The 21460-nt window shown below is 68.2% G+C and carries 22 protein-coding genes and 5 pseudogenes; 15 read left to right on the forward strand and 12 right to left on the reverse strand.

What is annotated here, in order from left to right; all coding sequences use genetic code 11:
• Nucleotides 1–13 precede the first annotated feature (13 nt).
• The 6 genes and pseudogenes from GOBS_RS29450 to GOBS_RS25950 form a co-directional block, all read left to right on the forward strand.
• Nucleotides 14–226: pseudogene (locus GOBS_RS29450) on the forward strand (transposase); the annotation flags it as partial.
• Nucleotides 227–302: 76 nt separating this feature from the next.
• Nucleotides 303–563, forward strand: coding sequence for an IS3 family transposase (locus tag GOBS_RS29455; RefSeq protein WP_081448792.1), 261 nt, complete (start codon nt 303–305; stop codon nt 561–563).
• 125 nt (nt 564–688) lie between these two features.
• A pseudogene (locus GOBS_RS29575) lies at nt 689–934 on the forward strand (transposase); the annotation flags it as partial.
• Nucleotides 935–956: 22 nt separating this feature from the next.
• A complete protein-coding gene (locus GOBS_RS29580; protein ID WP_081448793.1) occupies nt 957–1358 on the forward strand; it encodes an IS3 family transposase in 402 nt (133 codons plus the stop codon).
• A gap of 71 nt (nt 1359–1429) precedes the next feature.
• Complete coding sequence (locus GOBS_RS03510; RefSeq protein ID WP_012946917.1) at nt 1430–1849, forward strand: hypothetical protein; 420 nt, start codon at nt 1430–1432, stop codon at nt 1847–1849.
• 23 nt (nt 1850–1872) lie between these two features.
• A pseudogene (locus GOBS_RS25950) lies at nt 1873–2175 on the forward strand (transposase); the annotation flags it as partial.
• 1519 nt (nt 2176–3694) lie between these two features.
• On the opposite strand, the gene GOBS_RS03520 reads toward GOBS_RS25950, so the two are convergent.
• The 5 genes and pseudogenes from GOBS_RS03520 to GOBS_RS03535 all read right to left on the reverse strand — a co-directional run bounded on the left by GOBS_RS03520 (nt 3695) and on the right by GOBS_RS03535 (nt 7876).
• A complete protein-coding gene (locus GOBS_RS03520; protein ID WP_166487274.1) occupies nt 3695–4030 on the reverse strand; it encodes a hypothetical protein in 336 nt (111 codons plus the stop codon).
• Nucleotides 4031–4523: 493 nt separating this feature from the next.
• The gene (locus tag GOBS_RS25135) at nt 4524–5228 is read right to left on the reverse strand and encodes a tetratricopeptide repeat protein (protein WP_012946920.1); all 705 of its coding nucleotides are present in this window, start codon (nt 5226–5228) and stop codon (nt 4524–4526) included.
• A 3-nt stretch (nt 5229–5231) separates the two neighbouring features.
• A pseudogene (locus tag GOBS_RS29465) lies at nt 5232–5402 on the reverse strand (hypothetical protein); the annotation flags it as partial.
• A 207-nt stretch (nt 5403–5609) separates the two neighbouring features.
• Nucleotides 5610–6422, reverse strand: a complete 813-nt coding sequence (locus GOBS_RS03530) for a response regulator transcription factor (RefSeq protein WP_012946921.1) — start codon at nt 6420–6422, stop codon at nt 5610–5612.
• Nucleotides 6423–7069: 647 nt separating this feature from the next.
• Nucleotides 7070–7876 carry a hypothetical protein gene (locus GOBS_RS03535; RefSeq protein WP_012946922.1) on the reverse strand — a complete coding sequence of 269 codons (807 nt, stop codon included), beginning with the start codon at nt 7874–7876 and terminating at the stop codon, nt 7070–7072.
• An 801-nt stretch (nt 7877–8677) separates the two neighbouring features.
• Here GOBS_RS03535 and GOBS_RS03540 point away from each other — a divergent pair.
• Together GOBS_RS03540 and GOBS_RS03545 are read left to right on the forward strand one after the other, a co-directional pair.
• Complete coding sequence (locus GOBS_RS03540) at nt 8678–9013, forward strand: hypothetical protein (protein ID WP_012946924.1); 336 nt, start codon at nt 8678–8680, stop codon at nt 9011–9013.
• Entirely contained in the window at nt 9010–9261 is a 252-nt protein-coding gene (locus GOBS_RS03545; RefSeq protein WP_012946925.1) for a hypothetical protein, read from the forward strand. Before GOBS_RS03540 ends, GOBS_RS03545 begins: the two co-directional genes overlap by 4 nt.
• A 676-nt stretch (nt 9262–9937) precedes the next feature.
• Here GOBS_RS03545 and GOBS_RS03550 read toward each other — a convergent pair.
• A complete protein-coding gene (locus tag GOBS_RS03550; protein ID WP_166487275.1) occupies nt 9938–10594 on the reverse strand; it encodes a DUF4352 domain-containing protein in 657 nt (218 codons plus the stop codon).
• 1152 nt (nt 10595–11746) lie between these two features.
• Between GOBS_RS03550 and GOBS_RS03560 the strand changes: the two genes are divergently transcribed.
• The 4 genes and pseudogenes from GOBS_RS03560 (at nt 11747) to GOBS_RS27050 (ending at nt 14529) form a co-directional block, all read left to right on the forward strand.
• Complete coding sequence (locus GOBS_RS03560; RefSeq protein WP_012946926.1) at nt 11747–12715, forward strand: collagen-like domain-containing protein; 969 nt, start codon at nt 11747–11749, stop codon at nt 12713–12715.
• 110 nt (nt 12716–12825) lie between these two features.
• A pseudogene (locus GOBS_RS29585) lies at nt 12826–13160 on the forward strand (transposase family protein); the annotation flags it as partial.
• Nucleotides 13161–13250: 90 nt separating this feature from the next.
• The gene (locus tag GOBS_RS29470) at nt 13251–13436 is read left to right on the forward strand and encodes an Lsr2 family DNA-binding protein (protein ID WP_424954950.1); all 186 of its coding nucleotides are present in this window, start codon (nt 13251–13253) and stop codon (nt 13434–13436) included.
• A gap of 466 nt (nt 13437–13902) precedes the next feature.
• Nucleotides 13903–14529: a hypothetical protein gene (locus tag GOBS_RS27050; protein WP_166487276.1), complete on the forward strand. Its 627-nt coding sequence runs from the start codon at nt 13903–13905 to the stop codon at nt 14527–14529.
• Between the two features lie 121 nt (nt 14530–14650).
• Here GOBS_RS27050 and GOBS_RS03575 read toward each other — a convergent pair whose 3' ends face one another.
• The 5 genes from GOBS_RS03575 to GOBS_RS03595 form a co-directional block, all read right to left on the reverse strand.
• Nucleotides 14651–14872 carry a hypothetical protein gene (locus tag GOBS_RS03575; RefSeq protein WP_012946928.1) on the reverse strand — a complete coding sequence of 74 codons (222 nt, stop codon included), beginning with the start codon at nt 14870–14872 and terminating at the stop codon, nt 14651–14653.
• Complete coding sequence (locus GOBS_RS03580; protein ID WP_012946929.1) at nt 14869–15339, reverse strand: hypothetical protein; 471 nt, start codon at nt 15337–15339, stop codon at nt 14869–14871. Before GOBS_RS03580 ends, GOBS_RS03575 begins: the two co-directional genes overlap by 4 nt.
• Nucleotides 15336–15866 carry an Lsr2 family protein gene (locus GOBS_RS03585; RefSeq protein WP_012946930.1) on the reverse strand — a complete coding sequence of 177 codons (531 nt, stop codon included), beginning with the start codon at nt 15864–15866 and terminating at the stop codon, nt 15336–15338. Before GOBS_RS03585 ends, GOBS_RS03580 begins: the two co-directional genes overlap by 4 nt.
• Nucleotides 15867–15963: 97 nt before the next feature.
• On the reverse strand, nt 15964–16221 hold the full coding sequence (locus GOBS_RS03590) for a hypothetical protein (RefSeq protein WP_012946932.1): 258 nt from the start codon (nt 16219–16221) through the stop codon (nt 15964–15966).
• 295 nt (nt 16222–16516) lie between these two features.
• Nucleotides 16517–17551, reverse strand: a complete 1035-nt coding sequence (locus tag GOBS_RS03595) for a polysaccharide deacetylase family protein (RefSeq protein WP_243697636.1) — start codon at nt 17549–17551, stop codon at nt 16517–16519.
• Between the two features lie 710 nt (nt 17552–18261).
• Between GOBS_RS03595 and GOBS_RS03600 the strand changes: the two genes are divergently transcribed.
• The 3 genes from GOBS_RS03600 (at nt 18262) to GOBS_RS27060 (ending at nt 20742) form a co-directional block, all read left to right on the forward strand.
• Nucleotides 18262–18750 (forward strand): hypothetical protein, encoded by a 489-nt coding sequence (locus GOBS_RS03600; protein ID WP_041241314.1) that lies wholly within the window; start codon nt 18262–18264, stop codon nt 18748–18750.
• A gap of 553 nt (nt 18751–19303) precedes the next feature.
• Nucleotides 19304–19597 carry a hypothetical protein gene (locus GOBS_RS27055; protein ID WP_166487277.1) on the forward strand — a complete coding sequence of 98 codons (294 nt, stop codon included), beginning with the start codon at nt 19304–19306 and terminating at the stop codon, nt 19595–19597.
• A gap of 251 nt (nt 19598–19848) precedes the next feature.
• Complete coding sequence (locus GOBS_RS27060; protein ID WP_166487278.1) at nt 19849–20742, forward strand: hypothetical protein; 894 nt, start codon at nt 19849–19851, stop codon at nt 20740–20742.
• Nucleotides 20743–20751: 9 nt separating this feature from the next.
• Here the strand turns inward: GOBS_RS27060 and GOBS_RS03610 are convergent, their stop codons facing one another.
• Nucleotides 20752–21315, reverse strand: coding sequence for a hypothetical protein (locus tag GOBS_RS03610; RefSeq protein WP_012946938.1), 564 nt, complete (start codon nt 21313–21315; stop codon nt 20752–20754).
• Nucleotides 21316–21460: the final 145 nt, after the last annotated feature.

A 21460-nucleotide genomic window follows, 5' to 3' on the forward strand; every position in this document is an offset into this window, starting at 1 on the left:
AGGAAGGTTCCCGATGGGCCGACCGAGCAAGTTCTCCGCGGAGTTCCGGGAGCAGGCCGTGGAGCTGGTCCGAGCGACCGGCAAGACGATCGCCGAGGTCGCTCGTGACCTGCAGATCAACGACACGACGTTGGGCAACTGGGTCAAGGCGGAGCGGGGCGAGCCGGACAGCAGCGGGCTGCTGCCGCTGACGGCCGCCGAACGCGCCGAGCTGACCCGGCTGCGCCGGGAGAACGCCAGGCTCAGGACCGAGCGGGAGATCCTGAAAAGAAGCGGCCTTCAACGTGTGAGGAGTCTACGAGGTGACGCGGTTTGCCTTCATCGATCGGGAGAAGACCTACCACGACGTCGCCGCGCTGTGCCGGCTGCTGAAGGTCAGCCGGTCGGGCTTCTACGCCTGGCTGTCCCGCCCGCCATCGCCGCGGGCGGTCGCCGACGAGGTGCTGACCGTGCAGATCCGCACCGTCTTCGACGAAAACCGCCGGGTCTACGGGGCTCCGCGGATCCACGCCGAGCTCTCCGACGCCGGCGTGCGGGTGGGCGCAAACGCGTCGCCCGGCTGATGCATCAGGCCGGGATCGTCGGCTGTCACCGGCGCAAGCGGCCGGTCTCGATCACCCGGTCCGACCCCAGAGCCGAGGCCGCACCCGACCGGGTCGACCGCCAGTTCGTCGCGACGGCGCCCAACCAGCTGTGGGTGGCCGACGTGACCTACGTGCCGACGGTGCAGGGCTGGCTTTACCTCGCCTGTGTCACCGACGTGTTCAGTCGCATGGTGATCGGCTGGTCGATGGCCTCGCACCGCAAGACCGATCTGGTCGTCGACGCCGTGGCCATGGCGGTTCACCGCCGCGGCGGACACGTGCCGGGCGTGTTCCACCACAGCGACCGCGGCGGGGAGTACAGCTCCCACGCACTCGAGCGGGAGCTGCGCCGGCACGGCGCCCCTGGCCAGCATGGGCAGCATCGCGGACTGCTTCGACGCGCTGGCCGAGAGCGTATTCGCCACGCTGGAATGCGAGCTGTTCTACCAGCAGCCCGACGGCAGGTTCGCCACCCGACGCGAGGCCGAGCTCGCCGTCTTCGACTACCTCGAGACCTTCCACAACCCCGCCGGCGGCACTCGGCTCTCGGCCAGATCGCCCCGGCGACCTTCGAGGCGCGGCATACTCTCACCACCGCGGCCTGAACCTCAGACCGCAGAAGCGAGGTGTCCACGCCAGCGGCGTCAACTCCACACAACCACCTCGACGCCATCCTGCGCGCGGTCGCCGGGCTGGTCTCCAGCCCGGACCAGCCCCACGACCCGAACCGCTCCACCGCTCACCGCAGGCTTCACCGCCGGCACCGCCGCGTGATCAAACCGGCCCTGAACAGGTCAACGATCGCCCGCCGCTAACCATGCACGAGGTCGTTAGGGTGCGCGGGCGTGACGAGTCGCACAACTCTCATCGCGGTCGCCGCGGCCCAGCTCACGGCGAACCTCGCTGGCCAAGTGGTGGCACTGCGGCGGCGACGGGCGTTCGACGTCCCCTTCATGCACGGCAGTCCCGACCACGTCGGCCGGGACTCGTGGTGGTTCGGCACCGCCTACAGCGCTCCGTCATACATGCTCGCCGCGCAGATCTGGGCGATCACCCGCCTGGCCGCCGTTCCCGACGACCGCGCCCGCGGCGTGCTCCGGCTGTTCGGGACGGGCATGATTGCCGGCTACCTATCGGAGCGGTTCTCCCGGCAACTGCTTACCCCGGCCGGATTCGACCCGGTGGAGACGCCGATCGTCGCTGTCGGGCTGGCCGGCGCGGTGGCGATGGCCGTCGTGGGCGCTCAACGTCAGGTTGGCCGGTAGCCGCGGCCGACCTCGGCCCAGAAGGCCTCCGTGGCCGGCGCGGGCGGCCCGGAGGCGGCCGCGGGAGCTGTTCGCCGATCGGCGGCTACGACCATGACGTCTACCGCCGCCAGCTGCGCGCTCGCGGCATCACTCCGCGCATCGCCCGCCGCGGCGTGGAGACCTCTACCCGGCTGGGCCGCCACCGCTGGGTCGTCGAACGCTCCCTGGCCTGGCTGACCGGCTACCGCCGGCTGACCATCCGCTACGAACGCTCCGCCCGGCTGTTCACCGCATTTCTCACCCTGGCCGCCACCTCGACCTGCTACAAGAAGCTCGCCACATGAGACAAGCTCACTGTGCGACTGGCCTCCGCAGGTGTCCAGCCCCCCTCCCCCCTGCGGTCCAGACGTAGGACAGCGGCCAAGCAACGCGGAGGATAAGGATCTAGCTGAAGTGCTCCAACGCTCGGGACTGACCCGCACAGGCCCAGGAGAAACCGACTCCCGGATCTGTGCGGGTCAAGGATGTCTCCAAGCTATGTCGGCGACCTGTCGTCACGGTACAGGAAGGTGGGCTCGAACAGTGGAATCGGTTCAGGCAACGGCTTGAAGCACAACAGGTTGTTGTCGTTTTCATCCGCAGCTGCAATAGCTCCCTCGAAGCCGGGGGTCGCAACAGCCAGAACCTCGGCCTCTGTTCTCAACTCAAACCCGCCAGGGCAGGGGGTGGAGCCGCTGTGGCCGATCCGGCTGCGACGACCGAGCCTAGGGCGATTCCCAGCGTGCTAATCGAGTTACAAAAAGTTGCTTGGACATGGCTTTCCCTCCACTGTCGTTCGATAGTGGTCCCCAGGGGCAGCGAAGACTTCCGCTACTGCCACCCGAGAAGAGCACTAGGGCCCTAGATCGATCGGGTCGTCGTGGAGTGCTTTGTGCAGCGCGACCCGCCCGGTGCAGCCGCATCCCGAGCGCCTCGCGTTCTTGCCGCTGCTGGTCACGGATGTGGCCGGCGAGGTCAGCCAGCCCCACGGCGACCCGGCGGACAACGGTCTAGCCGAAGTAGCCCCAAATCCGACGCTAGTCCATCGTCTTGCGTCGATGGAGGGACATCAGTCAGACCAAACGATCACCGATACAAGAACGGTGCCATCGTCCGGCTCCAAGGCGGCGACAGTGGCCGCTGCGACAACTTCCCCCCCATCGCTGCGTACACAGACGGTGTCACCTACGCCCACAGTCACGCTGCGCTCCGGCAGTCGGGTGAGCCGGTCGTCACATCCTTCCGGAGTGGGGGGCCCCGCTCCTTCCCACGCAACGATGGGACGTACACCGAAGGGCACGGAATACATGTCGGCGGAGGATCCCGTAACCAACTCAGCACCGATATCCATGTAGTCCATCCCTGCGGTGGCATCCGGCGGCACGGTGTCCAAGTCTGCTCTGCCGAGCCGTATCTCACCGGGCCCGTACAGCACGGAGTGCGCTGACCCCGTCGCGGTCCCTGCAGTCGGGACGGCGGTCGTGCCTGCTGACGTGCTCGGAGCCGCCGTCGGTCCCTGAGCCACCGTCGTCGTCGGCCCCGCCACAGTGGTTGGCCCGGCAGGGGTGGGGATCGCCCCCTGCGACTGCCCGATGTAGACAGCCGCCACAGCGAGGATCCCGCCGACGAGGAGACCCGCCACCGCAAGCAAGAGAGGATGCGTCCAACGGCGGGAGGATGGTGGGGGGGCCTGCGACATGCCGGGCTCCGCACAAGGTTGAGGGGCTGGGAAGTCGAACGGTATCGACCGCGGCGACTTCCCACCGCCCGAGGACGGGCACCGCCAGAGGCCAGGCGACCCACAGGGCAACGGGTTAGCTGAGGTTATCCAGCAGCGCTAATCGCCGTCCCGATGACGACGAGGAACAGGCCTCCTACCTCGGCTCGGATGCGGTCGGTCATCGCGCGGACCAGCTTGGCGTCTAGCTGGGCGTCTGCGTTCCGCGCCTCCTGTTCAACCTGCGCGATCCGATGCCCGAGATCGGCTCGGGCGCTCGCCACGTTGGCCCGTACCTCATTGATCTCTTCCTGTACTTGGGCAATACGCCGCCGAAGCCACTCGGCAAGTTCGTCGGCGCTCGGACTCTCCGGCACCACTGCATAGGCCCGGCCGGTCAGAGTGCCGGTGGCGCTGACGGTGCCGTGGGCGGTACCGGTCATGACACGGACGCTCTTGCCACGGCGCAGCATGCGTCGGACCCCCGCCAGAAGTTGGACCACGCTGGCCAGAGGTCCCCCTCACCGAAGTCCCGGTGCAGGCCTACGAGCGCCCAGAGGGCAACGAAGGTGCCGATGAGCTGTAACGCCGCGCCGAGGATCTGCCACACGCGTGCAGCCTCGCAGCACGGCATTCCCGAAGCTCAACGCCCAGGGTTTCACTCCGCGATCGAGGATCGCCACGTTGGCGATGGGGCTAGTGCTGCAGGCGGCCGAGCGAACCGTGACAGCGCACTCGGCCATGCCGCTGCTCAAATGCAGGACAAACGACCTAGCCGAACACTGCCCTGAGTGCAGCCTCTACCCCTCCCTTGGTTGTTGGCGGCTTCGCCGCTGGGCCATTTCCGGTAGCGGCTCACGGTGACTGGTGCTTATGTCGTCCGGGCCGCCTCTGCCTCGTTCAGCGAGGCTTGGGCGGCCGCTGCCAACAGGGTGATCACGTGCTTCGGGCCGAGCAGCCTGCGGCTGCGCTGAAGCGTGGCCTCGCCCGGAGTGCGAGCCTGCTCTGCCTTCCCACCCCGTTCCAGGCATGGGTCGGACCGGCCGCCGTCAACCTGGAGACCAGGTGGTCCGGGCTCACCTCGCGGCAGCGCTGCAGGGTGTCCTCGCCCAGCACCTGGGCGGGCTCCGCCTCGTCCAGTTGACCTAGAACGTGGACCAGAATGGCCGCCGTCAACAGGGTGGTCAGATGGTTCGGGCCGAGCTGCTGGCGGCAGCGTTGCAGGGTGGCCTCGGCCAGGGCGCGGGCCGGCCCTGCCTCACCCACCGAGACGCGGGCGAAGGAAAGGTCGGTCGCCAGCCGCAGAGTGCTGGCGTGGTCCGGGCCGAGCACCCGGCGGCAGCGCCGCAGCGTGTCCTCACCCAGCGCGCGGGCCGCCTCGGCCCTGCCCAGCTGGACCAGCACGACGATGAGGGCGTCCGCCCCCTGGGTGGCGGGGTGGTCGGGGCCAAACGCTCGGCGGCAGCGCTGCAGGGTGTCCTCGCCCAGGGCGCGGGCCGCCTCGGCTTCAACATCCGAGGGCAGGGCGCCGGTGAGGGCGTCCGCCGCCAACAGGGTGGTGGTGTCATCTGGGCCGAGCACCCGGCGGGAGCGCTGAAGGGTGTCCTCGCCCAGGGCGCGGGCTGGCTCCGTCGCGCCCACCGAGCGCAGGGCAAGGGTGAGGTCGCTTGCGGCGGCCAGGGTGTCGGGATGGTCGGGGCCGAGGAGGGACCGCCAGCGATCGAGCAGCTGTTCGCAGACGGCTCGGCCGCCGTGGCTGTCGCCGTGGGCCTGCAGATACCAGCTGAAGCGAGCGGTGACGGCTGGCCCAGCTATGCCGCACGACGGCGCAACCTAGCTTGCCGCTCGCTGGCCCTGAGCCGCCCACGGCGCAAAACAAAGCCTGCCGCTCGACGGCGCCTGATCAGACTGCCGACCAGGCCCACCGCCGGATCGACCATCGCGCTGCATTCCCAGGCCGTACACCTCCCGCCGGCCCGATGACACCTGCCCACGGGAAGGCCTTGACCTCAAGGGCGAAAGCTAGGCGGCCGGCGAGTGGTCGCGGGTGAGCAGGATGGCTAGTTGGGTGCGGGTGCGGATGTCGAGGCGGCGCATCACCGCGGTGAGGTGGCTCTTGACTGTCGCCGGGCTCAGGAAGAGCCGACTGGCGATCTCCTCGTTGCTGAGGCCCTCGGCCACCAGCGTCGCCACATCGCGCTGCCGCTCGGTGAGCCTGTCCAGGGCCCGCCCCTCCGCAGTGGTCTGGGAGGGGTCGCCGGTCATGTGGCGCACGAGCTGGCGGCCGACGGCGGAGTCGAGCGCGGTCTCCTGCCGGGCGAGTGCGCGGACGGCGTCTGCGAGTCGCTGCGCAGTCGCGCGACGCGGCAGGAAGCCCCGCACCCCGGCCTGCAGGACGTCCATGAGCCCCGAGTCGCCCCCGGTCTCCGCGAGCACCAGCACCCCTGTCGCGCGTTGGCACAGGTCCCGCAGCAGCGGCAGGCCGGAGCAGCCCACGAGCCCCTGTCGGACGACGACAACCTGCGTCCCCGGGCCGTCCGCTACCTCCAGCGCCTCCGTGAGGTGGCTGGTCTCCGCGACGACCGCGATGTCTGGTTGCGCCTCGAAGACCACCCGCAGCCCGAGGCGGAAGATCTCCTGGTCCTCGCAGAGCAGCACGCGCATCAGCGGCCTGGGCGGTCGGGGCGCGGGCGGCCGGAGCGCGGTCCCGGCCGCCCGCAGTCCCGGCGCTTTGGTCACGTCCCTCAGCAGGAAGCGGCTCTTTGAGTCCTGGTCGGGCGAGCGCGCCGCCAGGCCGCCGTGCCCCGTTCTGAAGCCGATGTCGTCCTCGGTCATGAGACTCCCCCTGTCCCGCGCGCGACGCCGCGTCCCTCACCCGGGGTGAGGGACGGCGATACGACACCCGCCCGCCTTAACGGTCCGCGAACCGTAGCGGACGCTTGGTCACTGGTATCTATGGGCCATCGGTCGATAAGAGCCACAGATCATGGGTGGGTATCGCCGATGTCGGTGGCGCGCCGACGTCTTGCCTTCCGGCTCGGCCCCGTGGACCGCGGGACAGTGCGCGGCTCAACGGCCGTCGACCAGTGATCCGACCCGGCCCTTCGCCGCCCACAATCACTGGCACGGGTTAGGGCGAAGTGGCTAACCGGGAGAAGTTATCGGGAGTCGCTGTCCCCGCTGATTGGTAGCTCTTGGTCAAGCCAGGCGTTGGGCTCACGCTCGCCGACAAGCAGCGCGGCGGCGGAGCAGCACAGCATGCTCGGCGGCGGCACACCGCAGCGCCCGCAGCTCCGGCAACGCTTCAAGGAAGCCGGCGATCCGTGTGAGCCTCGGTGACGATCTGGTTGCCGAGCGCCGCCTGCAAACGTCGCGGACCGCGAGCCGAGCGGCGAGTAAGCGTCCTCGACGATCAACTGACGTGTTGGACGACGTTGATGGGCCCTGGTAGGTCAGCGGCTGGAATCCCGCCCGAACGAAGGCTATCCGGGCTCGGCATTCGACTCGGCCTCGGATGAGGTGGACGCCGACTGCTCGGGAGCTGGGGTGGCGGGCAGTTCCTCCGCCGGCGCGGTCGGCGTGGCCGGCGCGTTGTTCGGCGCTGAGGAGGTGCGCGCGGAGGGAGCAGCCGACTCGCCGCCGGATGTCACTGTGGACTCATCACCGGACGTCGGTGTCGGCGGGGAGTCCGATGCGGGCGCGTTGCCATCGGTCGGGGTGGCCGAGGGGGACGCCGGCGCCTGCTGCTGTCGACTGTCGCCGCCGGTTGCACCGGTGAGTGACCCGAGGGTGGTTCCACCCGTCTGGTCGGAGCCGCCGACGAGGGCGGCCACCGGCTTGTGCCCGATCAGCTCCACCGTGGTCACCACCACCATTGCCAGCCCGAACACGGCCACGGCGGTGGCCGCCACCATCGCCCAGCGCCGCCAGCGCCGGCGGGGCGGGCTGCGTCGCGGATCGAGGTGGGCAGGCAGCGGCGGCCGGTCGCTGGCGGACCGGTCCACCGGTGACTGCGGTGACCGGACCAGTCGGCTGCCGGCCCGGCGTAGCCCGGCGTGGGTCCGACGCATGGACTCGGTGTAGACAGCGGCGCCCACGGTGGAGACCACGCTGGCCACCGCCGCCCCGATCACCGTGCCGGCCACGCCGAAGAACGAGGCGACCACAGCCGCCGACACCGCGGCGAGGGCACCGGCGGAGATCTGGAGCGCACTCAGCTGGCCCTCGTTCCTCTCCCGGGCCGACGAGGCCGGCGTGCGAACGTCGGGATCGGTCCGTGGAACAGTCATGAGCTCCGGTGAGTCCAGCGTCTGAAGGGCACTATGCAAGCGGAGAAAGCCGACCTTGGGTCAGTGGCTTTCTGCATTCCGTGCTTTGTCTCCTTCACGGTAGGGCATCAGCGGACTGCTTCAGCTCCAGCAGCTCGCCTCCTCTCCACCCGGGCCGCCGGGCCGCCGGCACGAACGCTCAGCTCGACGTCCGGTCCGCGCGCCCAACGCGAGAACCACCTTGGCGGTCGTCAGCGGGCCAGGCCGACCGTGGGACCGACGCTGCCGTCGGTGCAGTCCGGACAGCACACCGTCGGGCCGCGCCCGGTCTGAGTGGGGCGCCGCTAGTGCTCCTCGATGAGCGGTTCGGACTCCACCACGAAGGGGATGAGCTCATCGAGACCGATGTCCACCAGCCATATCTCGACGGCGTCACCCCGCACGTCGACCGCGGAGCGCACCCGGCGGGCGCTGTCCCACTCCAGCCAGTCCGGCCCTCGCCACCCGTAGCGGTCCTCCTCGGCATACCGCTCGGCCAGCTCTGCGGCAGCGGACCGCCTCAGCGCGCCGACTGCCCGACCGGCCGGAAGGCGGTACCGCGAGAACGAACCGGAGGTAACCCCGGTGACCGGCTGCTGAGGCCACTGCGCCAGACTAGCGCCGATGCCTCACGCTACGTGATCATGAATCGTTTCCGCCTTGCCGCTCGCGGTGCGGGACTGCGCAGCGCCTCCGCGACCCTGAAGCGGCCAACCCGGCCGCCGGTCCAGAAGCCCATTCGTCCCCGTATCCCGTGCGCTCCGTTGAGTTGAGGAGTTTGTCGTGCGTGATCCGGCCCGCCCCCTCGTCGTCGAGGCGGAGCTGTCCGGCGCGCCGCCGGGGCGCACGGTTCGCCTCATCCTCGATCTGGGCTCCGCCACCGCCGAGGCCGCCGCGGTCAGCCGCGACCTGGCCGGGGGCGTGCTGACCCAGGTCGAGGCGATGCTGGCCGATCCGGCCACCGACCTGTCCGCCGAGGCGCGCGCTGCGCTGGCCGCACTGGCCGACGCGCTGGCCGAGCAGATCAGCGGTGGGGCCACCGTCACCGAGCTGGACACGCCGCTGGCGCGCGCCTGGCGCGCATCCCGCCGGGCGCGGCCGATGAGGAATCCCGGATGAGTCGCGACCGGAGTGGCTGGACCGTCGGCGCCGACCGCCTGGCGCCGCGGAAGTGGTCCGGCGAGGTCGTCCAGATGCCGTCGGGTCGGCTGCATGCGGTCAGCGACCCCGGCCTGATCGCCGGCCGGGCCCTGTGCCTGGCAGAGGTGACCCTGCTCGACCCACGCGACTGGCGCTGGCCCGACGACGGCGACGAGGAATGGCCGCTGTGCTGGACCTGCCTCGCACTGACCCACGTCGGCTGCTGACCGCGGCCGGAACGACCAGGGGGAGTGCGTCCGGACCAACGGAGACGACACGTCTGACCCCTAGGCCGGACCGTGCAGGATTCGACCGCACGAGCAGGCAGCGGTCCCTGATCACCATGGCCACGGCACCGCGCGGCGGCCGGACCCGGGACGGGGCGAGACCGGGGAGCGGGTGAGGCCCTGCCGTTGATGCACTGACTGTCCGGGGTGGCGGCGATCCCCGCCGTCTCCGCTTCCGGGGCGAGCCCGCGCGACGGGACGCCACGAGGGGACCAGGCGCATGACGACGAACTGGTATCGGCGTCCCGACCGGGCCGCGGCGGTGCCGGCGCCCCTCTGCCGGCTGCAGAGGGCCAAGCGGGGGTCGACGCGGGAGCCGCACGAGCGTCGCGGTGGTCGCGGGTTGACGCTGGACGAGGCCACGTCGTTGTCGGCCAGGGTGGCGGCGTGACCCCGCGGGCGTGCCGGTGCGGTCACTGGCCCAGGGCCCATCGGCACCTGCTCGACGCCGAGGGGTGTGGGCGCTGCCCGTGCCGGGCGTTCCGTCCGCCGCGGGTGGTGACGCACCGGGACTGTGCGCGCCTTGGTCGCGGCCGTGGTGTTGCTGGGGCTGGCCGCCGCGACGGCGCTGCTTACGACCCGCGGAAGGGGCGAGGGTGAGACGGGGCATTGCGGTTCAGCCCTCGATCGAGAAGGTCGCGAGCGGCTCCCCGACAGGCGACCGGTAGTCGAGCCGCAGCTCACCCTCCGGGGCGTCGAAAGCCACTTCTCCGCGCGTCTGTCGACCGGGCTGGAGCTGAGCGGAGTCGATCTGTGAGGCGAGAGCGGTGATGTCCGCCGGGTAGGTGGTGCCGTCCTCCGATTGCACGACCCAGAACAAGGGGTCCCCGCTGACGGTGCCGTCGGCCGCCTCAACGGTCACGTCCGCGACGAGGTAGGAGCCGTTCTCCGGGGACGTGCCGGTCGGCGACTCCGGCGAAGTCATGCGCCGCACGGAGTTCAGCGTGACTGTTCCGCCCGAGCCGAAGCCGGACCAGCTCGCGGTCTCACCGATGCCCGGCCGCTCGGTCTCTCCCGTCGCGTCGGCGGGCTGCTCGATGGGAGCGTCGGCGGGCTGCTCGGCGTTCGGCTTGATCGGGCCGACCTCGGTCTCTCCGCCGGAGCCGCCGGTCGCGGAGCCGATGATCACGATGAGTCCGACCACGATGAGTCCGACGACGCCGACGAGCCACATCCACCAGCGCGTGTAGAGGGGCTTCTTCGTCTTCGCGGCAGGGGCATAGTGACTCATTGCGGTCTCCTCGTGCGTAGGACAGGGAGCCGAAGTCCTCACCGTCGGTTGAGCCCCGGCGGTGGGGGCGTCCCTCGGGATGAGGGCACCGGGAGACCGTATAGGCCCACGGGGGCAATCAGGTGTTGCCGCAGGCCCATCCGATACCGAGGAGTCGCGTACACGCAGCGACGCCCCCGACCTCCGCGACGGGGAGATCGGGGCCGTCGTTGTGCGGATCCGCCGGGGTCAGGGGCGGGACCCGCACCGAGGCCGCGGCACCCTCCCAACAGCTTCGCGGCCGTGCTGGGCGGCGGTGGCGGCCATGGTCAAGCGGGCCTCACCCGTGAGTGAACCGGAGCCGGACGGGGCGTCCTCCAGGTACTGGAGGTAATCGCGAGCGTCCGCCTGGACGGTGTCCGGGGCGTCGTCGTGGTTCGCGATGCGGCGGAGCAGGTCGAGCAGCTCGTCGGAAGGTCGTGGGAGAGGCCCGTAGGTGCTGTCATGGGTCACGCACGCATTGTCACCGAGGGCGGTGCCGACCGCGACGGCGGGGGCTCATTGGGAGGCCGACGCCTTTGGGTCTGTCCGCACGCCGAGCTACCGTGCGCCCGTGCTGCGACTAGAGGATGAGCTACGCCGCGTCCGGGTCCGTCGTGACCCACCGGTCGAGGTCATCATCCCCGGCCGCTGGACGACGAGGAGTGGCCCGGTCTCCTGCATGGCTGCGCGAGCGACGTCACCGACGATCGCGGCCTTCGGGGTTTGCTGACCTACCGGCGCAAGCACGCGCCCGGCTTCTCGACCGGAGTCGTGTCCTGGGCATCCGCGGAGGAGCTCCCTCAGCGGTGACCCGGGCACCGTGCGACCAGTGAGCCTTCGTCAATAGCGAAATGGACTGGTCGACACGCCGATGACGGTGGAAGTGACATGCAGAGACGGCCGTTCAGGCGGTGCTGCACAGGCAGGTCTAGCCTCGGGAGCAGGGCGCGGCTGTTGTGGCCATGTTCACTGCGGATTCACTGTGCCCGGCGGCCTCTGCCGCTAGCGCCTGGCATGGTGGTGGTGGGCCTTCGGGTCGGACTACAGCTGATGCCGGCTGCGCCGGCGTCGGCCGGGTCTCCGCAAGGGCGCGGGGTCGGATAGCGACCGCGGGTGGCTGATCCCTCAACGCCGCCCGCCACATGACCGCCTACATGAGAGGCCATCCCAGCCATGGCGCAGTCCAACAGCACCAACAGCACCACACGCAGCAAGACCGTTGCGGTTCCCGTCGACGTCACCGTCGAGGAGGGTGACCGCGGTGTGAAGGGCCCGACCGGACCGGTCGGCCCGGCCGGCGAGCCCGGCGAGAAGGGTGCCAAGGGCCCGGTCGGCCCCGCCGGCGAGCAGGGCGAGAAGGGTGCCAAGGGCCCGGTCGGCCCCGCCGGCGAGCGCGGCGACAAGGGCGCCAAGGGCCCGATCGGCCCGGTCGGTCCCGTCGGTGAGCGCGGCGAGAAGGGCCCGATTGGCCTGCGTGGCGAGCAGGGTCCGCAGGGTGAGACCGGCCCGCAGGGCCAGCAGGGACCCGAGGGGGAGACCGGCCCGCAGGGCGAGCAGGGGCTGCCCGGCTCCACCGGTCGCCCCGGTGAGCAGGGGGAGCAGGGCCCGCAGGGCCTGCCCGGACTGCGCGGCGAGACCGGCCCGCGAGGCGTGGTCGGTGCCCCGGGTGAGCAGGGACCGCAGGGCCTGCGCGGCGCCCAGGGCCCGCGCGGTGTGATCGGCGAGACCGGCGAGCAGGGCGAGCAGGGCCTGCCCGGCGTGCAGGGCCTGCCCGGTGTGCAGGGCGAGCAGGGTGCTGCTGGTGTCCGCGGCCTGCAGGGCCCGCAGGGCGAGCAGGGCCCGGCCGGTCCGGCCGGCCCGGTGGGCCTGCCCGGCGTGCAGGGTCCGCAGGGCGCCTCTGGTCCGGCCTGGCTCTACCAGCCCAGCCCTGCCGAGCTGGCGTCCAAGGTCAAGCAGGCGGCGCTGGATGTCTCGCCGCGCACCGTGTTCGACCCGCGGGTGGGCGCCCGTTACCTCGGGACGCTGGCCTCGCGGCTGATTAAGCTGCAGGGTGGGCTGGTCCTGCGCGCCATCGTCGACACCGACGCCGCGGCCAACAACCAGGCCGGCGCCGACCTGTCCAACGTGCGCTCCATCGCCTGAGTAGCGGAGCACCTCTGAAGGGCGCCTCGTCCCGCTTCGGCGGAACGAGGCGCCCTTCGCCGTCGGGCTGCCACCGCCTCGACGTAGCAGTCACAAGCAGGACGCCCGCACGACCGGGTCGCGAGCACGACACCACCGCCGCGCACCCACGCCTGCCCCGGCTGCGCGAGTGGATCGACGCCCCACCACGCCGGGCTCGCCAACCTCGGCTACAGGGCGAACGCCGGCGTCTCACCACACCGATCAGGCACTCCGGCTGGCCACCGGCCAGCGCACCATCAACCTGCTGCACGCGGCCACCCGCGCCCCGGCCGAACGCGGCAACTCGCTGCTCAAGACCACCTTCAAGGCGCTGCGCCAGATCAGCCTCTGCACCTGGCGCATCGGCGCCATCACCGCCGCCGCCCTCGTGCTGCTGCACCACGTGCATGGCCGCGCGACATGATCATCGCGCCAGCGACGCCGTTACTGGGAATGGCTCACTATCCAGCAGCTGTGGGTCACCAATCCTGTTACAGATGTGGACCCCAAGGCCGTGCGCGCGTGGGCTGCTGCCAAGGGGTACGAGGTCAGCAACCGCGGGCGTATCCCTGCCGCAGTGGTCGAGGCCTACCAAGCTGCTGGAACTGACCCGTTCCGGGAGATCATGCCTAAGCACGATGCTGGGCGCTGTCCGTTCGGCTCGTCACCGTCACGATCTGCCAGCACGCGAAGCATCTGAAGCTGGGGGCACCGGCTCCGATCTCAGTGTTGTGCTTCTTGCAGACGTGGATGCTGTCCTCACCACATCCGCATCTGGTGGTCGCGGTGTGGCGCCCGAGGTTGCGGCAGCTGTGGATCTGGCAGCGCGGTCTGGTGTTGGCCTGCTGGACCCGTGCCTTCGTCCAGTCCGGGACAGAGAGGATCTGGGTCACCACACTGCGAAGGCCTCCACAGCCTGGGCAGTCCTGCATGTCCTGCGACTGAGGGCCATCGGTAGTGCTGGTCAGGTCGCCTCGGTGGCTGGCACAGCGCGGGTGTTGCTTTTCGCCGCAACCGCAGGTCACGCGGGCGTTCCAGACAGCCGGCTCATCGCACCGGCTGCACCTGACGGTCTTCAGGGCCATGGGGCAGTGTGCGGGCGGGGTCATCCGGGGGTCCAGCGGTGGCACCCGTTGATGCCCAGCCGCCGCCGCTACCCTCCGTCCGTGGCTACTGCAAGCAATGGGGTGCCGACTGTCGAGGAGCGGGAAGGTGCCAAAAACCGGCGTCTGAACCTCCTGAGCACCCTTGCTGCGACGTTGATTGGCGCCGTCATAGGCAGCCTTGGCGGGGCCTATCTCGGAGTGACGGTAGGAGCTGACAGGGACGATGATCGGTCCAACCGTGAATTTCTGCGGACGCAACGCATCGCCCTATATGGCGAGTACTTGGCTGCCGTAGACCAGTCTCAAGCCCTGATGGACCCGTTCATACCTTCCTCATGGGAATTAGGCCCCACGAGTCTGCTGAGCGAACTACCCGTTCCAAGCGAGGAACAGCGCCGGGACATTCGAGAGTCCATTGGAGACGTAAACACCCTGAGGGGACGAATCCAGGTGATCGCCGGCACAAAAGTGATTCTGTTGGCCACCAGTTTGCTGTCCGACCTGCAGAGTGCCGAATATACCGTTCTCCATATCGTCTACTGCCACGACGACGGGAGCGATCCCGCCCGCTGCACGTCAGACCAGGTAGCGGAACGCGGCCCGTATCATTGGTCAGCGGGCGACTTCGTCGGCGACCGCACGGAGTATCTAATACTGGTGCAAGACGAATTGGACGTAGAGGACTGACGAGCTTGGTTCTTAAGTGATTCATAGCCACAGGACTAAAGCGCTGAGAGCCGTGGTGACAGTGCACACTAAGACGCCTGCGTAGTAGGAGGGGCGACGTGCTAGAAGGGTTTGCGGCGGGTTATGAGTCGGCCTTGTAGCGGTACCTGACTTCGCCAGTCAGTGCATCAGGCGCTTGCTCCATCCACTCTGGAACCGAGCCCTTGTCGATGATCACCTTCCCCGCTAGGTCCAGTTGGCGAGCGATGTCTCGGGCGCGCTTTTGATGACCGAAACCGAGCTTATCGGTTTGGATCAACAGCTCCCGAATTAAGCGGACCACTTCCGGGTCTATGTCGCTCACGAACCTGCCTCCAGCGCCAGTAGGGACGGCATCGAGCCGGTGGCGTACACCTCCGCGATCTGCGGTCGAGCCCAGGCACCGAAGGTTGAGCCGTCTGGCAACACGATGTGCGCCATGAACTCGTCCTCATACGTGGTGATGCCGGCCTCTACCGCTTCGAGCTTCGCCTTGATCGCCAGAGCCAGAGCGCGCCAACGCTGGCGGCAGGCCTGCTCCCAGGCCTTGTAGGCGTCGGCCTCAGTGCGTACCAGGCCCTTTCCGGGGGTGTGGGTGTACGCCCGGTCGTTCTTGTCGGGCAGGGGCAGCACGAAGCGGATGTGGCGATCCTGGGTCACGAACTGGACGACGGCGCGGCCCGCTTCCCACCCATAGCCGAAGGACTCGGCGCCATACCGCTGGAGGGTGCGTTCGATCTCGCCGCGGCTGTTCTCGACGCTGACGCTGGTGTTCTCTGCGTACCGGCTCATGCGTGGGCCCTCTCGTAGGCCCCAACGGCCTCTCGCGGCAGCCGGCCCTTGACCGGCACAGGGATGCTCCGGTCCACACACCAGGCGCGCATGTCCGCGACGCTGGCCTTCGGTGCAGGTGCCTCAGCAGGCCTGCCCTTGAGCTTGGCCTTCGCCTCACGTAGCTGCCGCTCCAACTGGGCGACCTCGGCGTGCAGTGCTGCCTTGCCCCGCTCCTCCCGCTCGACCTCAACGAAGCGCTGAACAGCGTCACGAGCTCGCTCGGCCGCACGCTGCACGGTCTTCACTGGTGACTCCAGGCCCTGGCTGATGAGGGCCTCCAGCGAGGTCGCGGCCACGGCGGGTTGTCGAACTGGGTCGCCACCGACCTTGCGGAAGATGAGCGCTGAGAAGAGGTTGCTGGCTCCTGGCCGGTTGATGCGGATCCGCTGGCCGAGTACCTCCGTGACGGTGAACTGCTCGCCAGCCTTCAGGATCGGGCCGTTGTCCCGGACCTCTGCGATGTCGCCAACCTTGAAGTCGGTCACTTGGCACCGTCCTTGGGTGCCGTCCACTGCTTCCAAGGGATGAAGCCGAAGGCCTTGCAGTGGGCTAGCCAGAGGCGTCGAAGTTCTACACGCCGGCTCATGGCCGCTCCTTGAGCTGAGTCAGGTTCTTCACGCTGAGGAGTTCTGCCTCATCGGCGGACAGCAGGAGCTTCCACTCGCCGTTGATATCGCCGTGGAACTGAACGATCGATCGCTTGTCGGCGTTGGGATTCCCGTAGCTCAAGATGCGGTTCATGTTGTTCGGCCATGACACTTGGTGTGCCTTGAATCGGTCGATGTGTCCGGTCTTCCAGATCACCTCGTACTCGTCGGGTTCGCCCCGCTCGAAAGCCATCTTTCAGCGCTTTCCTTCCTCTGTTTAGTTATGCCCGCCAACCTAGTGGCAGGGTGTGTCAGTACAAATAGGTCATTTGGCTCATCTTGGGTTGCAACTAGACGCCAGTAGTGATCCCAAGTCGCAAATATTGATTCGCAGACAGTGCAAGGGTCATCGCGGTCGTGTCTCGGCGCGGGCGATTCCTCGCCCGGCTAGCTGCCACTTCAGCGCCGCAGGACGGCGTCAGCCGCCAATCCGTGGAGAAGGATCTCTACACGGCATCGTGGGGCCCTGATGGACACGACCGCCATGATCAGGGCGCCAGGAGGGTGCGCCATCCGTCGGGAGGTGGTTGACCCGGCGACAGTGTCCGCAGCCGGGCGAGCGTGGTCGGGTCCTGGGCTTCCAGCCAGGCGACGAGTTGGCGGAAGGACACCAGGCGGACGTCAGGCTGTTCGGCGATCTGGCGTAGGGCCTCCTCGAGCGCGTCCATGTAGATGCCGCCGTTCCACTGCTCGAAGTGGTTGCCGATGAACAGTGGCGCCCGGTTGGTGGTGTAGGCGCGTTGGAAGCCCGCGAGGTAGGCGTCGCGGGCCTGGGCTCGCCAGGTGGGGTACATGCCCGGGTCGCCGTCGGTATCGCCGTTGGTCTGCTTGTACATGATGTTGTAGTCCATTGCCAGGGCGTGGCGGGCCTTACCGGCGGGGGCGGCGGGGAACGGCACAGCCTGCAGTGGGAAGTTCCACAGGCCCGACCGCTGGTCGGGCCAGACCTGCACTCCACCGGGTGAGCTGGCGTCGTACTTCCAGCCCAGCGCAGCGGCGGTGGGCAGCAGCCCCTCCTGGCCCTGCAGGCAGGGAGTGCGGCCGCCGATGAGCTCGCGCTCGTAGTCGAAGGGGAGCGGCGCCACGTCGGGTCGGCCGGTCAGCCCGGTGGTGGTCTTCCAGGTCTGCACGAACCGCTTGGCCTGGGCGATCTCGTCGGCCCAGTCGGCCGGCGTCCACAGCGAGACCCCGTTGTCCCCGCAGAAGTGCCCGTTGAAGTGGGTGCCGATCTCGTGGCCGTCCAGCCAGGCGGCGCGGACCTCGCTCATGGTGGCGACGACCTCGGCGGTGGACAGGAAGGTGATGTCCGAGGCGCCCACCGGGTGCCGTGGCGGGGCGTACTGCATCCGGTGTTCGTCCGGCAGGGCGTAGATGCCGCTGAGGAAGAAGGTCATCGCCGCGCCGTACTCGGCCGCCAGCGAGCGGAACCGGGGGAACAGTCCGGTCTCCAGGTTGGCGGCTCCGTCCCAGGAGAAGACGACGAACTGCGGCGGCGTCTGTCCTGGCTCCAGCCGCTCGGGCACTGGCTGGTGCGGCTGAGGACCTGTGTCGGCGGTCGACCCGTCGCCGATGAGCCGCCCGGTTCTGTCACTGCTCTCAGCAGCAGGGTCGTCCCTGGTCAAGCCACGACCCACCCCGGCCCCCAGCAGTGCTACCGCCCCAGCTCCCAGGAAATCCCGCCGCGACCAGCCGCCCATGTGGTCGAGCTCCTTCCTCTTGACATCGTGTACGGCAGGTCGACCGCGACCGCCACCATCAGCGCGGCCAGCTGCTCGTGGACGCAGCGGTCGCCCGGCCCATCGTTCACGCGCTCGGAGGATCAGCCGGTGGTGACACGCCGAGCATCTGGCCGCCCGTCCGCGAACCCAGCTTGTGGTAGCTCTCGTAGCACTGGATGTGCTTGGCCTTACGGAGCTTCATACCCCTTCGGTCTAGTCGACCGAGAGGGCGGATCAGTAGGTCATTTGGACCATTTACGAGTTCCGACGCGGGGCATCGAAGCCGACTAACAGCTAACGGTCAGCCTCTTCACAGTCGGTAGGTGTAGCCGATCCGGCGCACCAGAACGGACGCGACCCTGCAATGGGCATTGCGGCGGGGGCGGAGTAAGAGTCCGGCAAGGACAGGTAAGGGGTTCGCTAAGAATGGGTTATCGCTGGTTGCCTATGCGCCATTCCGGCCTCATCCTCACATGGAACAGGTTCTAGCCTCCTACGAGTGAACGGGAGAAGTCATGAGGCTCCTTCACCGCGCTGCCGTCGTTGGTCTTGTCGCAGCGATGACTACGGGGCTGTTCGTCGGCAGTTCCGGTCCTGCCCAGGCAGGCGCCTCCGGGGTGGACTGCCGGGGCAGCTTTACCCTTCCCGTTGTCAACGTGGATGTCCCAAAATCCTGCTTGCAGGTCGACATCGCCGGCGATGGTTTGACGATCGACTTCGTGCCCAGCATGAAGGAGGGGGAGAACACGACCGCCAAGTTGGTCAGCCGTGAGCCGCTCTGCCACACCCGCATCGACATGCTGTTCTACGACCTCAACCGGCAGAGATACCACACCTTCTACGGAGACGTTCAGTCCGGGTGCAACGTGACGGGAGTCGAGACCTGGGATCACCAGACCCCGGACCAGTTCCAGGCTCGGCCGGGATTCGTCTGCGTGAAGCTCCTGGAGGGCACGAAGGGCCAGGAGGACGACCTGAAAGAGTGCTTCGGCATTCACGCCTGACCACAATCAAGACGGCCCCGGTCCTCCTTGGAGTGGAGGACCGGGGCCGACGGCCGTTCTGAGTCATTGGCCGAGGGTGCTGACGGCTGGGCGTCGGAGAGGCGTCGTACGGTCCCACCGTGCCTGTGACCGAACACATGTCCGAAGAGCTGTGGCAGCGCCAACTGGCCGAGGTCAAGATCCCGAAGGATCCTCCAGTGTCGGTCGAGGTTCAGTGCTCCCACCCTGGCGCTACCCGCGGGGGTCTGCTGTACGGGTGGTCGAGGGACTGGCATCACGGGCAGTGGATGGGCCTGTGCTGGTTCGAGCGGGAGTACGCGCCTGGCTTCTGGGTGGCTGGCGGGCACTGGCTGTTCGCTCACCAGATCACACCGAGGAGCCGGGAGGGCTGAAGCCCATATGCCTTCCGGGCTCCAATTTGGTTGACAGCGGCTGCAGGCTGCCGCTGGGGCCTATGGCGATCGGGTACGCGGGCGTGCTTGAACGGGCACGCTGCTAGCTGTATAGGCGCTACCCTCCGCTCCCCTGGCAGTGCAGGCGACAGGACATGCTCATGAGCCATGCGGGTAAAGCAGGTAAGAAGACCGCTCGGAGCCCTCATCCGCCGTGGTCGGATGAGGAGAAGCGGGCAGCCGAACAAGCCGTCAAGAAAGCTAAAAGGGAAGCGGCCGTCGCGAAAGCGGAAGTGTGTTTCCGCCTCTTAGTTGATGCTCTGGGGGAGCTTCGGGATTTGTCCAAGCCTTCGGCTGATGCTGAAATGCCGTACTTCCTTTTCCGCGAGGAAGTACAGGACATTCGACGCCAGTTCACAATTTATGTCGAGCTGAACCCCAGCACAGGGAGTTAGCGGAAATGCCCAGCCTTGGATGGCTGACACGCCTCGTTATCCCAGCCAGAGCAATACGGGCTGCCAGCGCGAGCAAGACCGCTAGTGACGAATCTCCGGCGAGCACACCGGCGGCGAGCACACCGGCGGCGAGCGCACCTACCCCTCCGGGTATCGACCCGTCAGCCGATCTAGAGCAGTTGCGGGAGGGCTTGCAGGGGATCCGCGACAACCTCAAGGGGTACGCAGCCGGTCTTGGAGCTGTTGCGACGGTGGTCTTCGCCGGCGTCAGTTTCGCGACCATAGACGCGCTGTTCCCCGTCCGAAGAGACGCGTCTGGGTACTGGCTGGCCGGGTTCGCAATTGCCCTCGCGCTACTTGGTGTCGGCGGGCTGGTCTGGTTGACGAGCGCCTTCTTCACTGCCCAGCGGAGGATCGTTTTCGCGCCATCCGCTGTCAGCTTCCCCCACGACAGGCCGCACGCGAGAGATAATGTTCCGAACGGACTGCGCAAGAAAAAAGAATTACCGTCTGTCAAGGCGATACTGGAGGAGCATGCGGCCGAGGAAGGCATGCCCTCGGCGCTCACGCTGGAACTGAGGGCGCTGCGACTCGCGCGCGTGGCGCGGAGACTGGCCCTCGTAGAAGGCGAGACAGCCCAAGACGAAGGGTTAGTCAAGAAGGCAGCCGCATTGGCGGGCCAAGAAGCTGACCGCCTCAATACGGTCTTAGCCACGGCGGATCTGCGGGCGTCGCTCACTGTTCTCGAAATTCGCGCTCGTCGGGTCTTTGGTCGGGTGACAAAGTTGACGCTCGCCGCAACGGTGACCGGCGTCATTGGAGTGGTTGTCCTCGCGAACTATGCGCAGGGCGAGCGGGAGTTGATCGCTCTACGAGACGCCTGCGTCAAGGCTGAGACAGCTGGTGCCACTAACGCTTGTGACGTAGTAGGTGGCGAGAACGACGCATCAGATTCGTCGCCGAGCCCCGATACGGACCTGATGAATCGGCTGACGACTTGCGCGGAAGAAGCCAATACGCAGTTGAACGCTGCAGCAGGTGCTGGAGGACCGGCCGTTCCAGCTGCCCTGCGCGATCAGGCCATCGCGACGTGTGCGGGAATGCCCGCGCCAGCCGCCGCCACTGCAGCTGCTGGCAGTCCATAGGGCTGCCAGTCAACTCGCTAGCTGGGCGTCGATCGCGAGCATGTTCGTGGTCACCAGCTGCTTCCACACGGCCTCTTGGGCGGGAGTGAGGTTGAGGCCCTGCTTGATTCCCTGCAGCGCGATGGCGAACTGGGCGCCGATCATCTCGCTGAGGCGGATCTGACGCTCCTGCACGCCGGCGTCCAGGGCCATCTTGGAGTGCTTAGCCGAGCGGTCGACCCAGTCGCCGTAGGCCTGCTGCCAGAGTCCCATCTGGTTGAAGGCTGCCTCACGGTCCTCGGCGGACTCGGCCTCGAGGATCTGGACGTTCAGGTCGGCAAGGCGGGCTTGGACGTACTGGACCGCGCCCCAGTCACAGCGGATGGCCTTCAGCAGCACCTCGGAGGGTTCGGCGTCGGCCTCAGTCGCCATGGCCATGACCTGAGCGCGGGCCGCGGCCTTGTTGCCGTTGGTCGTCGCGCCGGAGTGCTTGAAGCAACTGCCGTAGCCGAGGTGGTCAGTGCGGAAGCCAGCAGGATTGCGGCACTTCCCGCCGCTCTGGGTCTTCGCCCCGCATTTGTCGCCGTCAGCCATCGTCAAGTGTCCTCACCGTCAAGCCTAATGCTCACAGCGAGGTCATCTCGTCAACTGCTGCGCGTTTCGTCGTCTATGAGACTTCTGCGATGCCGATGCCGCAGTCATCCCCACGGCTGCAGTACGTGAGGCGCCGGAACCTCTG

The sequence above is a fragment of the Geodermatophilus obscurus DSM 43160 genome (assembly GCF_000025345.1).
Classification (GTDB): Bacteria; Actinomycetota; Actinomycetes; order Mycobacteriales; family Geodermatophilaceae; genus Geodermatophilus; species Geodermatophilus obscurus.

Excerpts from the sequence above, each read along its gene's own strand:
- GOBS_RS29580 (WP_081448793.1), top strand. The coding sequence starts at position 957 with ATGGGCAGCATCGCGGACTGCTTCGACGCGCTGGCCGAGAGCGTATTC.
- GOBS_RS03520 (WP_166487274.1), bottom strand. The coding sequence starts at position 4,030 with ATGACCGGTACCGCCCACGGCACCGTCAGCGCCACCGGCACTCTGACC.
- GOBS_RS03530 (WP_012946921.1), bottom strand. The coding sequence starts at position 6,422 with ATGACCGAGGACGACATCGGCTTCAGAACGGGGCACGGCGGCCTGGCG.
- GOBS_RS03535 (WP_012946922.1), bottom strand. The coding sequence starts at position 7,876 with ATGACTGTTCCACGGACCGATCCCGACGTTCGCACGCCGGCCTCGTCG.
- GOBS_RS03545 (WP_012946925.1), top strand. The coding sequence starts at position 9,010 with ATGAGTCGCGACCGGAGTGGCTGGACCGTCGGCGCCGACCGCCTGGCG.
- GOBS_RS03560 (WP_012946926.1), top strand. The coding sequence starts at position 11,747 with ATGGCGCAGTCCAACAGCACCAACAGCACCACACGCAGCAAGACCGTT.
- GOBS_RS03580 (WP_012946929.1), bottom strand. The coding sequence starts at position 15,339 with ATGAGCCGGTACGCAGAGAACACCAGCGTCAGCGTCGAGAACAGCCGC.
- GOBS_RS03590 (WP_012946932.1), bottom strand. The coding sequence starts at position 16,221 with ATGGCTTTCGAGCGGGGCGAACCCGACGAGTACGAGGTGATCTGGAAG.
- GOBS_RS03600 (WP_041241314.1), top strand. The coding sequence starts at position 18,262 with ATGAGGCTCCTTCACCGCGCTGCCGTCGTTGGTCTTGTCGCAGCGATG.
- GOBS_RS27055 (WP_166487277.1), top strand. The coding sequence starts at position 19,304 with ATGAGCCATGCGGGTAAAGCAGGTAAGAAGACCGCTCGGAGCCCTCAT.
- GOBS_RS03610 (WP_012946938.1), bottom strand. The coding sequence starts at position 21,315 with ATGGCTGACGGCGACAAATGCGGGGCGAAGACCCAGAGCGGCGGGAAG.